Genomic DNA, 18,590 nt, shown 5'->3' with positions numbered 1-18,590 from the left:
CCCCACTGGCTGTGACGATCGACCGCTACCGGGTCGGCAAGGCTCTCTCGTTCCGGCCCATCGCCGAGGGCCTCCTCAACCGAGGTTACGAGGTCGTCACCACCAGGGGACGCTGGTTTCTCAAGCACTATCTGGACCAACGACCCGACACCATCCGCTTCCAGCACCGCATCACCCAACGGCTCGCCGGCTGCGGGATACCCGCGATCCCGCCGGTGGCGGACCGGCGCGGGCGCACCGTGTTCACCTCGCGCGGCCGCTGGTTCGCGCTGTATCCCTGGGTGGACGGCATCCACCGACGCGGCACCGATCTCGACCCGCGCGGTTGTGCCCGGGTGGGCGCGCTGCTCGGCGGCGTGCACGTGACGTTGCCGAAGCTGCTCCCGCCCGTGCAGCAGCCGCTGCTGGTGCCCACGGCCGACCCGCACGAATCGTTGGCCACCGTCGAACGCCTGCTCACTCGGATCCGGGCCCGAGCCGAGACCGACGCGTTCGACCGGCTCGCCGAACTGCGCCTGATCGAACGACGCGCGATGCTCCTGCGGCACGCGCACCGGCGACCACGCGACCACGAGGCGCCGCGGACCGGCTACGTGCACGGCGACTTCCACCCGCTGAACCTGCTGTACCGGGGCAACGAGCCGGTGGCGATCATCGACTGGGACCGGCTCGCCGCACTGCCCGACACCGAGGAACTCGTCCGGGCCGCCCTGATCTTCTTCACCGACCCGATCTCGGGCACCCTCGACCTCGATCGGGTGCGCGGCTTCGTGGCCGGGTACCGCGGTGTGGTCGATCCGGGACCCACCCAACTCGCCGCCGCCGTGCACCGACTGTGGTGGGAACGGCTGAACGACTTCTGGATGCTCACCCGGCACTACCTCGAACACGACCCGCGGTGTGCCCCGCTGTTCCCCGCCTCCGCCGCGCTGATCGTGTGGTGGACGATGGCCTACGACGAGGTCCTGAAGGCGTTCCTGGGCTGAACCCGGCCCCGGTACGCGAAAACCCGCGTGCGCCACGGATCGTGGCGCACACGGGTTTCCCGCATCCTCGGATCAGGGCGTCGTGCCGCTGCCGCCGCCCGGATTGCCCGCGCCGCCGCCGACCGGGTCCGCCGGCTTCGTCTCGCCGCCGCCCTTGGTCGTACCCGGCTGCGTGGTGGCCGGGTTGGTCGCCCGCGACGTCTCGGGCGGCTTGGTCGGCGGGGGCGAGCTCGGCGCGTGCGACTGGCCCGAACTCGTCCCGCCCGGGTCCCGCGTGTTGTTGGCGGTCGCCGATGACCCACCACGCCACGTCGGCGTCGAGTTGGACGGGATCGTAGTCGCCGTCGCCTTGCCGCTCGGAATGGGCTGGTTGCTCACCCCGGGTTGTGCGCCACCGTCGTTGGTCACCGGCGCAACCGGATTCTTGTCCGTCGTCGTCGGACTGTCGTCGTCCTTCTGCATCCCCTTGACCAGGAACACCGCTCCGACCGCGACCAGGATCACCGCGATCGCGGCCATCAGGTAGAGCGGCACCCTGCGCTTGTGCGGCGGCTCCTGCGGCAGGATCGGCAACGGGCCGGTGCCGCCGTCGTTGGCGCCCTGCCCGGGCGCCGCCGCCCCGGTGCCGGTGCCACCCGCGAGCGGCGGCATCGCCGCGGTGGCCTCGGCCGAGCCGGTGTGCGCCGAGGCCGCGGCCGTACCGGCGGCGACCTGGCTCCACGAACCGAACTCGGGCCGCTGCCCCTGCTGGGTCGGCACCCGCGGCGGAACCGCGACCGAGACCGGCTGACCGGCCAGCGCACGGCGGATGTCCATGCGCATCTCGTCGGCGGTCTGGTACCGGTCGTCGGGGTTCTTCGCCAGCGCCTTCAACGCGATCGCGTCCAGGTGCGGGGGCACCCGCGGATCCATCATCGACGGCGGCCGCGGGTCGTCCTGGACGTGCTGGTACACCACCGACAGCGGCGTGTCACCGTTGAACGGCGGACGCAGCGCGAGCAGTTCGTAGAGCAGGCAACCGCTGGAGTACAGGTCGCTGCGCGCGTCCACGGTCCGGCCCAGGGCCTGCTCCGGCGACAGGTACTGCGGCGTGCCCATGACCATGCCGGTCTGGGTCATCGTGGTCGCCGCGCTGTGCATCGCGCGGGCGATGCCGAAGTCCATCACCTTGACCGCGCCCGAGTTGGTGATGATCACGTTCGCGGGCTTGATGTCGCGGTGGATGATGCCGTGCCGGTGGCTGTACTCCAGCGCCTCCAGGATCCCCTCGGTGACCCGAAGCGCCTGCTCCAGCGGTATGGGGTTGCCCTCGCCGAGCAGTTCCCGCACCGTCCGACCCTCGACGCACTCCATCACGATGAACGGCACCAGCTCGTCGCCGACCTGGTCCTCGCCCGTGTCGTAGACCGACACGATCGCGGGGTGGTTGAGCGACGCCGCGTTCTGCGCCTCGCGGCCGAACCGGGAGCGGGCCACCGGGTCCTGCGCGAGGTCCGGGCGCAGCGTCTTGACCGCGACGGTACGGCCCAGCCGTACGTCGTGGGCCATCAACACCTCGGCCATGCCGCCACGACCGAGCTGGCGACCGAGCTCGTAGCGGCCGGATCCGACCGTCTTCACCTGTGTGCCGGACGCCTCACGGTCGTCCGGTCCCTGCGGCGGGGTCATCGCTCCTCGCCCTGCACGTCGGGGCGGCCCGCCCGGGGCCGCCGAACTGGGGCGGTGGAGTCCGCCGCGAGCAGGTCGGAGCGGAAAACACCACGGGAGCGGGGGAGCACGACGGTTCCAACGATCAGCCGGCCACAAAGGCACGCCGATTCGGGCGTCAGGGTTGTGGCCGGGGACTCGGCGATCATCCTCGACAGTCCCCTCACGTGGCGTCCGGGCGTGAGCCCGCGCCGAAGTGCAGATGAAATGTGGTGCATCCTCGCTTCAAGTCCCGAAACGATACCGGGATCAGCGGTACTCCCGGGTGAAGAGCCCATCGTAACGGGATTCCGGATCCCCGGCCGATGCCTTCCCCGGGCGTGCCGGCACACACCGCGAGATCCGGCCGGCCCGTCTGCGGCGGATCCGGTTCAGCGCAACATCAGGATCGATGCGAGCACGGCCAGGACGCCCAGGACCGTCGCCGCGAACGCCGCGCCCGCGCCGCTCCTGCGGCCGTACGCGCCCGGCGCGCTGTGTGCGCCCGCCGAGCGGGCCCTGGGCCCGAACCCGGACATCACCCGCGCCCACGGCGGACCACCGGGTGGGCGCTGCGGACGCCGGCCCACCGGTCCCGGCTGTCCCATCGGCCCCACCGCCATCGCCGGGCCCGGCGATCCGGCCGGCGATGCCGGGACGCCGGCGCCGTACAGGACCGAGTCCCACACGTCCTCGGGCAGGATCCGGCGCACCGACTCGCGCATTCGCCCGGCGGTGTCGAAGCGCAGATGCGGATCCTTGCGCAGCGCGTGCAGCACCAGATCGTCCACCGCGGCGGGCACGTCGGGCCGGTACGCGGACGGCGGGGTCGGCTCCTCGCGCATGTGCCGGTAGGCGATGTGCACGGCCGTACCGCCGTCGAACGGCGGCACGCCGACCAGCAGTTCGTGCAGCAGGCAGCCCACCGAGTACAGGTCGCTGCGGGTGGACGCGGGGTGTCCGAACGCCTGCTCCGGCGAGAAGTACTGCGGGGTGCCCATGATCCGACCGGGGTCGGTGAGCGCACCGTCGGTGATGAACAGCGCGCGGGCGATGCCGAAGTCCATCACCTTGACCTCGCCGCTCGGCGTGATCATCACGTTGACCGGCTTGATGTCGCGGTGCACCAGGCCGCGGTCGTGGCTGTACTCCAGCGCGTCCAACACCTTCGCGGTGATCGCCAGGGCACGCGGCCACGGCACCGGGCCGTGTGCCTCCAGCAGGTCGCGCAGGGTCAACCCCCGAATCAGCTCCATCACGATCCACGGCACCAGCACGCCGTCCTCGCCGGGGTCGGCACCGGTGTCGAAAACGGAGACGATCGTGGGGTGGTTCAGCGCGGCGGCGTGCTCGGCCTCGCGGGCGAACCGCGAACGCGCGATGGTGTCCTCGGCCAGGTCGCTGCGCAGCCGCTTGACCGCGACGATGCGATCGAGCATCAGGTCGTGCGCCTCGTGCACCACGGCCATGCCACCGCCGCCGATCCGGCGCCCGGTGCGATACCGCCCGCCGCCGAAGACACGCCCGTTCGCCCGAGCCGGGTCCCCCGAAACGGTCACCCTCAGGCCGCCCTCCACGCTGCACCACTCGCGCACGACCTCGGTGCGCGTCGACCTACCCGAAAGCGCTCCCGTCGCATCGCCGACAGCCTGTCAGAGACACGACGAGAGCGCAGCGGGTCGGCGCCAACCGGCACCGTCCCTACCGGAACGCTAGAGGTAGGGACCCGACTGGGTGTGCGGCGGCTCGCCCTGCGCGCCGGGGACCACGCCCGGCGGAAGGGCCCGACGCATCGTCTCCAGCTGTGCGCGCGCCGCCATCTGCTGTGCGAACAACGCGGTCTGGATGCCGTGGAACAGGCCCTCCAGCCAACCCACCAGCTGCGCCTGCGCGATCCGCAGTTCGGATTCGCTGGGCACCGAGTCGTGTGTGAACGGGAGCGAGAGCCGCTCCAGCTCCTCGACCAGTTCCGGGGCGAGCCCCTTCTCCAGTTCCTTGATCGAGCTGGCGTGGATCTCCTTGAGTCGCACCCGGCTCGCCTCGTCGAGAGGAGCCGCGCGCACCTCCTCCAGCAGCTGCTTGATCATGCTGCCGATGCGCATGACCTTCGCGGGCTGTTCGACCATGTCGGTCACCGCGAGTTCACCGCCCTCTTCACCGAGGCCGCCACCGAGCGCCATGCCATCCGGCCCGACGATCACCACCTGCGGGTTCTCACCATTCGCTTCGTTGTTCGGCGTATCCATGCATCTCATCCTAGGAGCGCCGAGAGGTTATGCCGTCCTGCCGCGCACCACTGCGCGAGATCGTGTCGAAAGCGCCGCGAGCAGGGCCGCGAGGATCGGCAGCCCTGATCGGCGCGAGGCCCGGTTGCGACCACGGAATCACCGGTTCGGGGCATGCGGCCGGCTACCCCGGCAACACGCGACCGGGCCGAGTTCGGCGGACCGGCACACGCTGGAAGGACCTACGGAAGGGCCCGGATCAGCCGGCGAACGGGCCAGTCGTCAACGGTCGTTGGAAATCCCGTTGCGGCAGTTGAAATTGAACGTGTACCGCTCGGTCTGTGCGTTGGCGACCGGTTGGAGGATCAGCAACTGCACGACCCCGCTCACCTCGCCGAAGAGTTGCGGCGGGATGCGCCAGGGGATCGGAATGGTCTGCTGACGCGGGCCGCTACCGGTGAAGTGCAGGATGTCCGGTGTCATCGTGAACGGCACATCGGATACCCACTGGAAGATCACGTCACCGGGGCCCGGCCCGTCCACGACCACGGTGCCGAGGAACTCCACCTGGTCGATCCCGTTGCAGCGCACCCAGGAGCCGTTCGCCCGGTCGGCGCCGAGCCGCAGGTCGCTCACCCGGAACCGCTGGCCCAGCGGCGGCGGAGTGGTCGGCGAGGCGCCGCCGGGGCCGGCCGTCGTGGTGGTGCCACCGGAGCCGCCGGGCTGCCCGCCGGGAGCCCGGGTGGCGGGCGGATCTCCCGGCCGATCGCCCGAGGCCGGAGCGTTCCCCGGCGGTGCGGTCACCGTCTCGGTCACGGTGACCGTCGGCACCGGGACGGACTGCCCGTTCGCGGTCGGCGATCCGCCGGGCGTGGGCGCGGCGCCGGAGGGCCCCGGGGTCGCCTCGATGCTCTGGTCCTGGGCGGGCAGTTGCGGTGGGATGTCCGCGGGTGAGGGGCCGGCTCCGTTGTGACGAGCCTGCATTCCGGGGCCGGAGCCGCAGACGTTCGTGAGCACGAGCAGCGTGATGAGGGTCAGCGCGATGATCGTCGGGCCCAGCGGTATCCGCCTGTGAAACCCGCCGATCGACCACATCACGCCTCCTTCCCCCACCACCGGTCGGACGTTTCCGGAAGGTACCGCCGTATCACGATCCGCATCCTCGACGAGCCTGCACCCTTCATCCGCGATGCGCCAGACACACAGTCTGCCCGGCGGGACCGACGCCCGTCGCGACTCTCAGCGTTGTCGTGATGCCGGAAAACACCGGACAAGCAGTCCACCGGCGCAGACGATACCGGCTCCTCCGAGGGCGATCGGAGTCAAATTCACAACGGATGGACCGGTTCTGGGCAGCGTGGGCGGCGCATCGAAGGCCGGAGGGGTGACAGGAGCGGAGGCGTCGGTGGAGGCGTTCGGGTCGGACTCGATCAGATAGCGTGCGACGATTCGCCCGCCGGAGCGCACGGCGTACACCCCGGGCCGATCGTCCTCGGTGATCTCCGCCCCCCAGGAGCGAAGCTCGTTCAGGCCGTCGGTGCCTCCGGTGAGCAGGAGTTCGTGCTCGACGTCGAGCACCGCCCGGCCCGACTCGTCGGTCAGCGGACGGGCGCCGTGTGCGGCCAGCCGGTCCAGCAATCGATCCCACTCCTGTTGCGTCGGCGGGTCCGTGACCGGGGCCGGCTTCGGCGGTCCGGTGGGCTCGGCCGGCGCGTGCCCGTGTACCGGTGGATCGGGGTGCAGTTCGGCCGCGGCCGGCGCCCGACCGCGTGGGGAGGCGGCCGAGTCCGGGTCGCCGGTCGGGGTGCTCGCCGGCGGCGACCCGCCGATCGGGGCGGGCGGGGGAGCGGACGCCGCGCTCGCGCGGACCGGGACGGCAGCCGGCGCCGCGGCACCGGGAAGCGCCGGTGCGCCGGCGAGCGCATCGGTCAGGGCCGGGGCACCGGAAAGGGCGAGGGCCGCCGCGAGCACACACCCGGCAGCCAATCGACGTGCGAAGCCGCCGGGGGTAGGCATGCCGCCAGACTAAGGAAAATCGACAAAAGACCCATCCAACGACATTCGCCGCACCGGGATGGTCATCCGATTTTCATTCGTCCGGCGGCAGGCCGGCCCGACCGCCGCACCGGCACCCACCCGGCGGCGCCGTCTCGCCCGGCCCGCGACACCCCGACGGCCCGCGCCCGCCGGGTCAGCGCACCTTCAGCAGCACCTTGCCGATGTGCCCGCTCGCCTCGACCACGCGGTGCGCCTCGGCCGCGTCGGCCACCGGCAGCACCCGATCGATGATCGGCCGGATCCGGCCCGCGTCCAGGAGCGGCCACACGTGCTCGCGTACGGCCGCCACGATCGCGGACTTCTCCGTCGTCGGGCGGCCGCGCAGCGAGGTCGCGGCGATCGCGGCCCGCTTCGTCAGCAGCTTGTTGAGGTCCAGTTCGCCGCGGGCACCACCCTGGAGACCGATCACCACGAGCCGGCCGTTGACCGCGAGCGCGTCCACGTTGCGATCGAGGTACTTGGCGCCCATGTTGTCCAGGATCACGTCCACCCCGGCCCCGTCGGTGGCCTCGCGGACCCGGGCGACGAAGTCCTCGTCCCGATAGTTGATCGTGACGTCGGCGCCCAGTTCGCGGCAGCGGGCCAACTTGGCCGCCGATCCCGCGGTGGCGAACACCCGGGCACCCGCGGCCGAGGCCAACTGGATCGCCATCGTGCCGATGCCGCTGGAGCCGCCGTGCACCAGGAAGGTCTCGCCCTTGCGCAGATGGGCGACCATGAACACGTTCGACCAGACCGTGCACACCACCTCGGGCAGTGCCGCGGCCGAGACCAGGTCGACCCCTTCGGGCACGGGCAGCAGTTGGCCGGTGGGCACCCGGACCCGCTCGGCGTACCCGCCGCCCGCGAGCAGCGCACACACCTCGTCGCCGACCGCCCAGCCGGACACTCCCGCGCCGACCTCGACGATCCGGCCGGACGCCTCCAGACCGGGATGGGCGGACGCGCCCGCGGGTGGATGGTAGAACCCCTGGCGCTGCAACAGGTCGGCCCGATTGACCGCCGACGCGGCCACCTCCACCAGCACCTCGCCGGGTTCGGGTTTCTCGTCCGGGACCTCGGTCCAGGTCAGTACCTCGGGTCCGCCCGGCTCGGCAATCGTGATCGCGTACATGGCATCCAGCCTATGAGTCGCCCGTCTTCGGCTGCGGTTTGTGTGTTTTGATCACCACGAGTCGGTCGCCCGCCCCGAGCACCGCTGCCTCGGGGTCATCGTGCCGCAACGTACGGTGTCCGCGCACCACGGCCACCACCAGATCGCCGCACTCGCCCGGCGACTTGCCCGCCTCGCGCTTGTCGATCGGCCGCTCGACCAGGTCCATGCCCTCGCCGTAGTGCATGAGGTCCTCCATCACCTCGCCGACGTTCGGGCTGAGCAGGGAGACCCCGAGCAGCCGGCCCGCCGCGCTCGCGGTGGTGACCACCGAGTCGGCTCCGCTCTGCCGGATCAGCGGCGCGTTCTCGTCCTCGCGCACCGCCACCACGATCCAGGCCCGCCGGTTCAACTGCCGCGCGGTCAGCGTGACCAGGGCCGCGGTGTCGTCCCGGTTGACCGAGACGATGATGTTCCGCGCCCGCTCCACCTCGGCCCGGCGCAGCACCTCCGCCCGGGTCGCGTCGCCGGAGACCACCACGAGCTTGTCGTCGTCGCTCGCCTCGGTGACCGCCTCGGGGTCGGAGTCGACGATGACGATGTTCTCCCGCGAGATCCCCTGTGCCATCAGCGTGTGCACCGCGCTGTACCCGGTCGTGCCGTAGCCGACCAGGATCGTGTGGTCGCGCAACGTGGACCTCCAACGGTTGAGCCGCAACTGCTCCCGCGTGCGCTCGGTGAGCACCTCGAGGGTCGTGCCGACCAGGATGATCAGGAAGATCACCCGCAGCGGGGTGATCAGGACGACGTTCACCAGACGGGCGCCGTCACTGGCGGGGGTGACGTCGCCGTAGCCGGTCGTGGACAGGGTGACCGTCGCGTAGTAGACCGCGTCGAGCAGCGAGACCCGCTCGTCCACGGCGTCGCGGTAGCCGTCCCGATCGAGGTAGACCACCAGGATGGTGACCGCCAGGACCAGCAGCGCCATCCCGAACCGGCGCAACACCTGCATCAGCGGACCGGGACGGTCCTTGGGGATGTGTACGGTCGCGCCCGCCTGTCCGGCCAGGCCCGCCGGTTCGTCGGTGCGCTTCTTCAGCGCCGGCAGCGGCCGGGCGAGCGCGCCGCGCGGCCCGCGGCGATCGGCCGGCCGGTCGTCGGGAAAGCGCACGGTCTTCATCGCGGTGCCCCGAGCACCTCGACCCGCTCGCCCGCACGCGCGCCGCCGGGCGGCACCACCGCGATGCCGTCGGCGATCGCGAGTCCGCGCAGCATCGCCGGGCCGGAGAAGGCCAGCGGGCGATCCCCGCGCATCGGCACCAGGCGGGTGTCGCACGGGTGGCCGGCGATGTCGACGCCGACCCTGATCCGGCGCGGGCGCGGTTCCGGGCGCCCGGAGAGCCGGCGCAGCAGCGGCACCGCGAGGGTGAGCATGCCGGCCACCGCGGCCAGCGGGTTGCCGGGCAGGCCGACCAGGTAGCGGCCCGCGCCGGGGCGCTCGCCGGGCAGGTGGGCGAGCAACATCGGATGCCCGGGCCGAACCGCGACGCCGTCCACCAGGATGTCCGCCTCCAGATCGGCGAGCAGCCGGTGCACGTGATCGCGCGGGCCGTCGGCGGTGCCGCCGGTGGTGATCACCACGTCGGCGCGGGATGCGCTCACGTGTCCGCGCAGCGTGTCCAGGTTGTCCCCGACCCGGCGAACCCGCAGCAGGTCGGCGCCGAGGGTACGCAGCCACGGCGTGATCAGCGGGCCGAGCGCGTCCCGGATCCGGCCGTCCCTCGGCAGCCCGGCATCGAGCAACTCGTCGCCCAACACCAGGAGTTCCACCCGCGGCCGGTCGACCACCACGAGTTCGTCGTAGCCGGAGGCGGCGGCCAGCCCGGTGACCCCGGGGGTGACCGTGGTGCCGGCCGGCAACAGTTCGTCGCCGCGCCGGCACTCCTGACCGCACGCGCGGATGTCGGTGCCCTGCTGGATGTGCACGTCGGCGAACAGCGTGCGGCCCTCGACCCGGCTCTGTTCGCTGCGCAGCACGGCGGTGGCCCCGTGCGGGACCCGCGCGCCGGTGGCGATCTCGACCGCGTCCCCGTCGCGCATCACGCCGATCTCCGCGCCCGCGTCGCCCGCGAGCAGCCGCCCGCGCACCCGCCACGGCCCGGGGCCGGCAACCGCCCACCCGTCCATCGCCGAGGTGTCGAAGGAGGGCAGATCGGTGAGCGCGACGATGGGCCGGGCCAGTACGTGATCGCGCGCGTGGTGCAGCGTGCGCGAGACGGCAGGCAGCGGTCGTCCGGCCGCGCGTGCGGTGGCCCGGGCCTCGGGCCAGCCCGGTACCTGCTGCGGGTGCGGCTCGGAACGCGCCATGGTCCGACTCTCCCGAGAGATCATCAGGCGCCCGGCTCGGAGCCCGTGCCGCGACGCTCGGCGAGGTCCTGTGCCTGGCGCAGTGCCTCGGCCACCGCCGCCGCGCCGCCGCCCCGACTCGCCGCCGCGTAACCGACCAGGAAGGAGGTGAGCGGCGCGGCCGGTCGCTGTACGTTGTGCGCCGCCACCCGGGTCATGTCCAGCAGCGCCGCGATGTCCACGTCCAGCTCGATGCCCAGTTCCTGCTTGACCGCTTCGGTCCACTCTTCCAAGCCAGTCATGTCTCTCCTCTTGGGGGCTGTGTCCATCCTCCCCGACCGTGCTCGCGCGTCGCGCACATCGGCCCAGGTGTCGCAGTCGAACACGGCGTCGGGGTCGGCCCGGATCCGGCGCGGCGCGAGCGGCTCGACCACCCGGCGCAGCGCCGCCCCGGCCGGTTCGGCCAGGGCCGCGACGCCGGCCCGGAGCGCGGCGGTGCGATAGGCGCCGAGCAGGATCTGATCGCGCCCGTCGGCATCGACCGCGACCGCGCCGGCTGGACCGGGCTCCCGGTCCAGCGCGGCCACCAGGCGCTCGATCAACTCGGCGGGCACGAACGGCAGATCCGCGGCGAGCAGCACGACCACCTCGGCCCGGACCAGCGGCAGTGCGGCGGCCAGCGCGGCCACCGGGCCGCCGCCGGGCGGATCCTCGCGCACCCACACCACCTCGCGCCCGGTGGCCCGGCGCGGCCCGGCGACCACGATCCGCTCGGCCCCGGCCAGCGCGGTGAGCACCCGGTCGAGCAGCGAGACGCCCGCCACGAGCAGGCCCGGCTTGTCGGCGCCGGCCAGCCGGCGGGCCGCGCCGCCGGCCAGGACGACCGCGTCGTAGCCGCTCACGTCGGTGCGTTCGCGGAGGTCGTGGACCAGCGGAAGAGCGTCATGGCGACGCTGGTCGCGAGGTTGTAGCTGGACACCTTCGGCCGCATCGGGATGGCCACGAGCCGGTCGGCGCGCTCGCGCAGCGCCGCCGAGACGCCGTGTCGCTCGGTGCCGAACGCCAGGATCGCGTCGTCCGGGATCTCGATGTCGCGCAGGTCCGCGCCCTCGGGATCGAGCACGAAGACCGGTCCGGCCGGCAGCGCGTGCGGAGAAGCCACCCGGGCGACCGTGGTCGCGAAGTGCAGCCCCGCACTGCCGCGGACCACGTTGGGGTGCCACGGGTCCAGGTCGCCGGTGGTCAGCACGGCGGCGACGCCGAATCCGGCGGCCAGCCGCACCACCGCCCCGACGTTGCCCAGGTTGCGCGGGTTCTCCAGGAGCACGATCGGCGCGCTGCGGGCCCGTCCCGGCTCGGGCTCGGGGCGACCGGCCAGTGCCACCACCCCGGTCGGGCTGCCGCGCGGGACCAGTTCGCGCAGGAACGGCTCGGACACCTCGTGCGCCGTCTCCTCCAGGTAGTCGCCCACGTCGGCCGCGAGTTCGTCGGCCAGGGCGACGACGGCCGCCCGGTCGGTGGTCACCACGAGTTCGATCTCGGCGCCGAACCGCACCGCGTGCTTGACCGCGTGGAAGCCGTCGAGCAGCACCGCCCCGGGCGAGGCGGCCCGCCACAGTGCGAGGGTCTGCGTCTCCTGGGGGTTCATGGCAGCAGCGTAGGACCTGTCGAACCGGGTCCCGGACGCGCGGCGGCAGCGTGCGCCGCCCGGCACCGGGACCCTCCGGGCACGATCGGATCAGGCCCGGCTCGACGCCGAGGCCACTCCTTCGAGTCCGTCGGACGTATCCGGCGCGGCCGGCTCCGTGTCGACCAGCGGCGCCGGTTTCGCCGCGGCCCGTCCGCGGCGCAGCCGAGCCGTCAGCCGGGTGAGTACTCGCGATCGGGTCCAGATCAGGAACGCGGTGGGCAGGAACAGCGCGTCGCCCACGGACATGGACGCGGAGAACGCGGGCAGGCCCAGCATGATCGCGATGCCGAAGTGCATGCCGAGCAGGATCACGATCGCGACGTACTTGACCCGCTTGGCGAACAGCATGAACACGAAGCCGACCTGGATGAACACCGTGAGGTAGCTGATCAGCACGCCCATCTCGGCGTTCTCGCCGAGCATGTGGCTGAGCCCGGGCCACGGCGCGAAGTACTCCAGGTTGAGCACGTAGTGCATCGCCGTGCCGTCCTGCCAGTACGAGCCCTGCACCTTGTACAGCCCGGCCGCGCCGTAGATGAAGCAGACCTCGGCGGCGATCACGAACAGCGCGCAGTTGTGCACGGCGGTCACCAGGCCGGCCCGTACCTGCTCGACCTGGCGGGGCAGCCGCCACAGCGCGCCGAAGGCGATCGCGATCCCGGGGATCCAGATCCAGCGGCAGACGAACGCGAAGGAGAACTCCGGGTCCAAGGCCCACGAGTCGCCTCGACAGGTGGTGCCGAGCGCGACCATCGCGATCAGCGCGACCAGCACGCCGATCTCGTGTCCGGGTCCGGTGCCGGGGCGGATCCCGGTGCGCCTGGCCCGGCGCGCGTCCAGCGACCAGACCCGTCCGCAGGCGGTGAAGGCGAGGTAGATCGACATCAGCAGCAGGACGGTGTCGCCACCGTCGGTCATCAGGATGGACCGGCTGTTGAAGGACACGACCATGATCGCGAACAGGATGCTCATCGCCCGGGTGTGCCATCCGAGCACGAACAGCGCGCTGATCACGATCGCCGCGATGTAGACGCCTTCGAACCACATCCGCGAGTCGCTCTCCAGGAGCAGGCTCACCCCGCCGATGCCGCCCAGCAACTCCCGGGCCATGTCCGGCGACCAGGCCGACTGGTCGCCCCAGATCTCCCGGCGGTTGAAGTACTCGCGGATCAGGCCGACCAGGAAGACCAGGCCGTAGCCGATCCGCAGCAGGGCCGCCTGGTGCACGGCGAAGGTCCGGGTGCTGACGGTGTCGAGGGCGTGCACCAGCCATCCGCCGACGGCGTCCTCGACCCGGCGGTACGCACTTGCCGCGCCGCGCGGCTGCGGCTCAGCGGAAGTCATCGGGCTTCGTCTCCCACCAGCCGAGCGTGCGGTACGAGGTTTCCGGCCCGACCTTCGCGTCCGGCTTGCCGATCGGCGTGGTCGCGACCCGGATCCGGACGGATTCGAGTCTGCGGTCGGCTCCCGCGTCCTGGAAGCGGTGCACCACGATTCGGCGCAGGTAGCGCTGGGTCAGCGGGCCGCGCGTGCCGATCGCCGACTCGTCCTTGGCCTCGTGCGCGTCGGCATAGCTCGACCACGCGCGTCGGATCATGTTCTGGTCGGCCTTGCTGGGATAGGGGTTGCCCCGGATGTGCTCCAGGTCGTTTCCGGTCAGGTCGGACCAGTCGGACTCGACGACGCTGCCGTCCGCGCCGCGTATCCGCGACTGGGCCTGGAGGCGGAAGTTCTCCGACATCGGATTGGGCGCGAACAGCGCCCAGTTCTGCTCGAAGTACGGGTAGATCCAGGTGCCGGTCGGTTTGCGGTACTCCTGGCTCAGCGTGTTGCTCGGCGCGACGTGCAGGAAGACGAAGAACACGTGAACCAGGGTCACCAGGATCGCGAGCACGGCGAACAGCGCGGAGATCGAACGCACCGCGGTCGAGCGCTGTTCGTCCGAGGGCACCGCCGTCTCGATCGGTGTGTCCACGGGGGCGCGTTCCCCCGCCTGTGCCGGGATCCGAGCCGGCGGCCGGTCCGGATCCGGCGCCGGGCCCGGGTCCGTCGTCGTGTCGGCGGTCGAGGTGCCCACCGCCGCCGCACCCGCCTCGAGTCCGGGCTTCGACCGATCCGCCGGTTGCCCGGGCGTCGCGTCGTCAGGCGACTGCATGCCTCTCCCGTGGTCGATGGGCCCACCGGTCCGGACCCGTGCTGCCGGCACGCTACCGGGTCCGATCCGCCGGTCGTACCGAAACCGTTGCCAACCACTCGGTCGAGACGGTTTCCGTGACCATAGAACGTGTTCTACTCTGGGCGCCGGTGCGACCCCGGCCCGACGACGATGTCCGGCACGGGGGTGCGGGCATACCGGGCCGGGGTCGCACCCCTCACGGCCGACTCGTCGGCTCACCTGCTCACAGGTCCAGCACGCCCTCGCGGTCGTGCGCCCGGTAGCGGCCGAGCAGTTCCTCCCGCCCCGCGTCGTCGAGCAGCCGGTACGCCGCGCCCCGCTCGGGCCGCCACCACACCTGCCCCGCCGCCCGGAAGCCCGCCCGCCGCAGGCCGACCTTGTGCACCTTGTTGGTCGCGGTGGTCGGCACCTCGTCCACCACCCGCACGAACATCGGCGCCATCTTGGTGCCCAGGTCCGGCTGCTCGGCCATGAAGGCGGCGAACTCCCCCGGGTCGAACTCCGCGCCCTCGCGCACCTGCACGCACGCCATCACCTGGTCCCCGGTCACCGGGTCCGGAACCCCGTACACGACCACGACCTCGAACGGCGCGAAGCGGGCGAGGATGCCCTCGATGCCGGCCACCGCCAGGTTCTCTCCGTCCACCCGCAACTTGTCGTCGGCGCGGGCGGCGAAGTAGAGGTATCCGGCCGCGTCCCGGTAGAAGTGGTCGCCCGTCCAGTACTGCCCGTCGCGCGCCCGGGCCGCCGACGCCTCCTCGTTGCGCCAGTACCCCTCGAACCCGTTGCGCCCGGTGTTGACCAGCTCCCCGATCGCCGCGTCCCCGTTGACGAGTCGACCCGCCGCGTCGAACTCGGCCCGGGCGCACTCCAGGCCGGTCGCCGGATCGAGCACCGCGCCGTGCTCGGGACACGGCCCGACGGCGCCCGCGGGCGTACCGGGCCGCCAGTTGACGCTCATGCCGCCCTCCGAGGAGCCGTACCCCTCGGTCAGCGCGCACCCGAACCGGGCCTCGAAGCGCGCCATGTCCACCGCACCCGCCTCGGTGCCGAACCCGGCGCGCAGCGGGTTGTCCCGGTCGTCCGGCCGCTCCGGGGTGGCCAGCAGATAGGAGATCGCCCGGCCCACGTAGGTGAAGTAGGACGCGTTGTAGCGGCGGATGTCGGGCAGGAACGCGGACGCCGAGAACCGCCGGCGCAACGCGACCGCACCGCCCGCCCGCAGCGCCGGCGACCAGTTGGCCATCAACGCGTTGCCGTGGAACATCGGCATGCAGATGTAGTTGACGTCGTCCGGCCCGAAGCCGAACTGCTCGGACAACACGGTCCCGGCACCGGCCAACCGGCCCTGCGAGCAGACCACGCCCTTGGGCGCGCCGGTGGACCCGGAGGTGAACACGATCAGCAGGCGATCGGCGGGATCCGCGACCAGGGCGGGCAGCGCGGCGTCCTCGTACGGGCGCAGCAGGTCGTCGTACGCGGGATCGTCGACCACCAGGATCCGCTCCGCCGGGATCCCCAGGTCGAGCCCTTCGAGCAGGGGCAGGTGGGCGCGCTCGGTGACGATCACCCGGCACTCGGCGTGCGTGATATCGCGCGCCAGTTCCGCGCCGCGCCGCGTGGAGTTCACCCCCACGAGGGTGGCGCCCGCCACCGCCGCGCCGGAGAGCCAGTGCGGGAACTCAGGCACGTTGTCGAGCAGGACGCCCACGTGCGGCTCGGCCCCGCTCGGGAGCAGGTCGGTGAGCAGCGCCGCCCGGGCGGCGGCGGCTCGGGCGAGTTCGTGGTGCGTCCAGGTCCGATCCTCGAAGTACAGCCCGGTCCGTTGGTCGCCCCACTGGTGATGGACGAGTTCCGCGATCGTCACCATGCCGCACTCCCTCACCGAGATCCGGTCGAGCCGGATCTGATAGACCGTTAGATCTGATGCACCGTCATATTCTTTGCCCGCATTCTTGGCAAGATCAAGAAAAGTGTCACGGAGGTACGGGTATGAACTCGAACACCAGGCCGCTGCCGCCGGCCTCGGCCACCGCGCTCGCCGAGCTGATGGCCGGCACGCTTCCCGGCCCCGACGACGTGACCGCGGAGGCGCTGGACCTCGCCGACCGGGTACGCGACCTGGTCGAGGCGGTGGTGTGGACGGACGTGGACGCGGCGGTGCGCGCGGACGCGGCCCGCCGGGTCGCCGAACTGACCGCGCTGCTGAATGCCGCCCGGCGCTCGCAGGCGGTGTCGCTGATCCGGCATCCGAACGGCCGGCTGGAGCATCTGACCCAGATGGGCTCGGGTCGGCTCAACCCGCAGGCGCCCAGGCTGATCTTCGAGGAGGTCGAGCCGAGGCCGGACCCCACGGCCGACCCGGAATCGGTGGAGATCCGCGCGCACTGCACGCTGACCGCGGCGCACGGCGGGCCGCCCGCCCGGGCGCACGGCGGGATCGTGGCGGTCCTGCTCGACCAGTTGCTGGGCGTCGCCGCGTCCGCGGCGGGGGCGCCCGGGCTGACCGCCGGGCTGGACATCCGCTACCGCCGGGCCACGCCCTACGACGTGCCGCTGGAGCTGACCGGTCGCTGGACCGGTCGCGAAGGGCGCAAGAGCTTCGCGACCGGTGAGATCCGCGCCGACGGCGAGTTGACCGCCGAGGCGACCGCGGTGTTCATCGCGGAACGCCGGTCCTGACCGGGCCTGCGGTCGGTCCCGGGTTCACACCACCACAGGGGCGGCCTGCGTCTCGCTCACCATGGGCCGTCCGGCGGCCTCCCACGCCAGCATGCCGCCGTCGACGTTGACCGCGTCCCAGCCCTGCTGTCCCAGATAGTGGGTGACCTGGGCGGACCGGCCGCCGACGCGGCACATCACGTACACACGCGTGTCGTGCGGCACCTCGTCGATCCGCTCCAGGAGCGTGCTCATCGGGAGGTGCCGGGCACCGGCGACATGACCGGCGTCCCATTCGTGCACCTCCCGTACGTCCAGGACGAAGGCGTCGTCAGGGACCGCGGCGGCGGGCACGGCCGGCGGGGGCGACAGGTGCATCGAATCTCCGGGAGGTCAGGCGTCCGGAACCCGTCCGGCCGCGCTCATCGCACATTGTCGGCCATCGGCGCCGTGCACACGTGCCTCGAAAGAGCGAACCACCCCGCCCACGCGCACGACACGCGGCCGAAATGACGGCTGTGTGCCACCGAGCGAGCAGGATGGGCGAGCGGCGATGGCCGCAATCCTCCCGGGCCGACCGACGCCCATCCGGCCGGCCCGGGAGGGTCGCCGGCGCGCCGCGATCCGCTCGGCCCCCGCCGGAAGCCGCCGGACGGGCCCGGGCCCGCGGTCAGGGATCGACCAGCGTGCCGAGCACCTTCTCCTTCTCCGCGATGTCGTGCAGGAGCTGATCGGCCAGGTGCTCCAGCAGCCCGTCGGGGTCGTTCGGCGCGAGCTGGAGCAGCTGCCCCATCGCGCCCTCCATCAGCTGATCGCGCAGGCCCGCCAGCTCGGCCCGCCGGTGGGTGAGCCAGGCCAGTCGGCTGCGCAGCCACTGCCCCCGACTCTCCGCGTCCGGACCGATCGCACCCTCCGGGGAGGTGGCCCATTCCGTACCGAGAGCCAGCAGCTCGGTCACGTCGCCGCGCGCGTAGGCGGCGTTCACCCGGGCGATGAAGGTGCCTCGGCGCTGCTTCTCCTCGGGATCCTGGACCAGGTCCGGGTGGGCCCGCCGGGCCAGCTCGCGAAAGAGCTTGCGCGCCTCGGCACCGGGGCTGACCCGGTGCACCTCCGGCACCGGCATCGGCTCGTCGGCCGCCTCGCCGGCGCCGCCCGCCGCCCCGCCCGACCCCCCGCCCGCGCCGTCGAGGGCGCCCAGCAGCGAGTCCAGGTCCGGCATGTCCGTGACCACACCACGCAATTCGACCGCGCGCCGGATGTCCGTGGGATCGCCGGTGTGCGCCGCGATCGCCTCGGCGATCAGCGCGTCCAGCTCGTCGAGTCGCTCGTACAGCGGTCCCAGTCGGCGGTGGTGCACGATCGCCAGGTTGTCCAGCTCGACCTGAAGGGTCGTCACATCCACTTCGTCGTCGAGCAGCGCGGTCTCTGCGGCGGCGACCTGTCGTTCCAACTCGGCGATTTCGGGGTCCGACCAGGGGGTCGGCGCGCTGACCTCGTCCATCACGTCCCTTGTGTGCTGTTCTGTTCCCGCGCGACACCGGCCGGCGGGCGCGTCTGCCGGACTTTGAAGATCAAATCACTCGCAACACCCCCCAGCAGCCTATGTGGTAGGGCAGCATGGTCAGGCCGTCCCTGGCCAGTCGATCCAACAAAGCAGTTGGCTAGAGGG

17 protein-coding genes are annotated in these 18,590 nt (G+C 72.2%); 2 read left to right on the top strand and 15 right to left on the bottom strand.

The window, feature by feature from the left end:
• Nucleotides 1-11 precede the first annotated feature (11 nt).
• On the top strand, nucleotides 12-986 hold the full coding sequence (locus tag ACFZBU_RS32675) for a phosphotransferase (RefSeq protein WP_391587303.1): 975 nt from the start codon (nucleotides 12-14) through the stop codon (nucleotides 984-986).
• A 72-nt stretch (nucleotides 987-1,058) separates the two neighbouring features.
• On the opposite strand, the gene ACFZBU_RS32670 is transcribed toward ACFZBU_RS32675, so the two are convergent.
• From ACFZBU_RS32670 to ACFZBU_RS32610, 13 genes are all read right to left on the bottom strand, one after another.
• Nucleotides 1,059-2,654, bottom strand: coding sequence for a protein kinase (locus ACFZBU_RS32670; protein WP_391587302.1), 1,596 nt, complete (start codon nucleotides 2,652-2,654; stop codon nucleotides 1,059-1,061).
• Nucleotides 2,655-3,064: 410 nt separating this feature from the next.
• Nucleotides 3,065-4,231 (bottom strand): protein kinase, encoded by a 1,167-nt coding sequence (locus ACFZBU_RS32665; RefSeq protein WP_391587301.1) that lies wholly within the window; start codon nucleotides 4,229-4,231, stop codon nucleotides 3,065-3,067.
• A 153-nt stretch (nucleotides 4,232-4,384) separates the two neighbouring features.
• The gene (locus ACFZBU_RS32660) at nucleotides 4,385-4,918 is read right to left on the bottom strand and encodes a bacterial proteasome activator family protein (protein ID WP_391587300.1); all 534 of its coding nucleotides are present in this window, start codon (nucleotides 4,916-4,918) and stop codon (nucleotides 4,385-4,387) included.
• 261 nt (nucleotides 4,919-5,179) lie between these two features.
• Nucleotides 5,180-5,992: a hypothetical protein gene (locus ACFZBU_RS32655; RefSeq protein WP_391587299.1), complete on the bottom strand. Its 813-nt coding sequence runs from the start codon at nucleotides 5,990-5,992 to the stop codon at nucleotides 5,180-5,182.
• Between the two features lie 144 nt (nucleotides 5,993-6,136).
• A complete protein-coding gene (locus ACFZBU_RS32650) occupies nucleotides 6,137-6,913 on the bottom strand; it encodes a hypothetical protein (RefSeq protein ID WP_391587298.1) in 777 nt (258 codons plus the stop codon).
• A 175-nt stretch (nucleotides 6,914-7,088) separates the two neighbouring features.
• Entirely contained in the window at nucleotides 7,089-8,069 is a 981-nt protein-coding gene (locus ACFZBU_RS32645) for an NAD(P)H-quinone oxidoreductase (RefSeq protein ID WP_391587297.1), read from the bottom strand.
• Between the two features lie 10 nt (nucleotides 8,070-8,079).
• The gene (locus ACFZBU_RS32640; RefSeq protein WP_391587296.1) at nucleotides 8,080-9,228 is read right to left on the bottom strand and encodes a potassium channel family protein; all 1,149 of its coding nucleotides are present in this window, start codon (nucleotides 9,226-9,228) and stop codon (nucleotides 8,080-8,082) included.
• Nucleotides 9,225-10,415 (bottom strand): molybdopterin molybdotransferase MoeA, encoded by a 1,191-nt coding sequence (locus ACFZBU_RS32635; protein ID WP_391587295.1) that lies wholly within the window; start codon nucleotides 10,413-10,415, stop codon nucleotides 9,225-9,227. Before ACFZBU_RS32635 ends, ACFZBU_RS32640 begins: the two co-directional genes overlap by 4 nt.
• Before the next feature lie 23 nt (nucleotides 10,416-10,438).
• On the bottom strand, nucleotides 10,439-11,296 hold the full coding sequence (locus tag ACFZBU_RS32630; RefSeq protein WP_391587294.1) for an NTP transferase domain-containing protein: 858 nt from the start codon (nucleotides 11,294-11,296) through the stop codon (nucleotides 10,439-10,441).
• The gene (locus tag ACFZBU_RS32625) at nucleotides 11,293-12,042 is read right to left on the bottom strand and encodes a TrmH family RNA methyltransferase (protein ID WP_391587293.1); all 750 of its coding nucleotides are present in this window, start codon (nucleotides 12,040-12,042) and stop codon (nucleotides 11,293-11,295) included. Before ACFZBU_RS32625 ends, ACFZBU_RS32630 begins: the two co-directional genes overlap by 4 nt.
• Before the next feature lie 90 nt (nucleotides 12,043-12,132).
• Nucleotides 12,133-13,428, bottom strand: a complete 1,296-nt coding sequence (locus ACFZBU_RS32620; RefSeq protein ID WP_391587292.1) for an HTTM domain-containing protein — start codon at nucleotides 13,426-13,428, stop codon at nucleotides 12,133-12,135.
• Nucleotides 13,415-14,059, bottom strand: coding sequence for a DUF5819 family protein (locus ACFZBU_RS32615; RefSeq protein WP_391587291.1), 645 nt, complete (start codon nucleotides 14,057-14,059; stop codon nucleotides 13,415-13,417). The genes ACFZBU_RS32620 and ACFZBU_RS32615 overlap by 14 nt, the downstream gene beginning before the upstream one ends.
• 424 nt (nucleotides 14,060-14,483) lie before the next feature.
• Entirely contained in the window at nucleotides 14,484-16,130 is a 1,647-nt protein-coding gene (locus ACFZBU_RS32610) for an AMP-binding protein (protein ID WP_391587290.1), read from the bottom strand.
• Nucleotides 16,131-16,252: 122 nt separating this feature from the next.
• On the opposite strand from ACFZBU_RS32610, the gene ACFZBU_RS32605 reads away from it, so the two are divergent.
• Nucleotides 16,253-16,942, top strand: a complete 690-nt coding sequence (locus ACFZBU_RS32605) for a PaaI family thioesterase (protein WP_391587289.1) — start codon at nucleotides 16,253-16,255, stop codon at nucleotides 16,940-16,942.
• A 24-nt stretch (nucleotides 16,943-16,966) separates the two neighbouring features.
• Here ACFZBU_RS32605 and ACFZBU_RS32600 read toward each other — a convergent pair whose 3' ends face one another.
• Nucleotides 16,967-17,299 (bottom strand): rhodanese-like domain-containing protein, encoded by a 333-nt coding sequence (locus ACFZBU_RS32600; protein WP_391587288.1) that lies wholly within the window; start codon nucleotides 17,297-17,299, stop codon nucleotides 16,967-16,969.
• Between the two features lie 292 nt (nucleotides 17,300-17,591).
• Nucleotides 17,592-18,422: a hypothetical protein gene (locus ACFZBU_RS32595; protein WP_391587287.1), complete on the bottom strand. Its 831-nt coding sequence runs from the start codon at nucleotides 18,420-18,422 to the stop codon at nucleotides 17,592-17,594.
• Nucleotides 18,423-18,590: the final 168 nt, after the last annotated feature.

Source organism: Embleya sp. NPDC008237, from assembly GCF_042956465.1.
Taxonomy (GTDB): domain Bacteria; phylum Actinomycetota; class Actinomycetes; order Streptomycetales; family Streptomycetaceae; genus Embleya.
The sequence above is the reverse complement of the archived record's forward strand: the minus strand, read 5'-3'. Positions and strand labels throughout refer to the sequence as shown.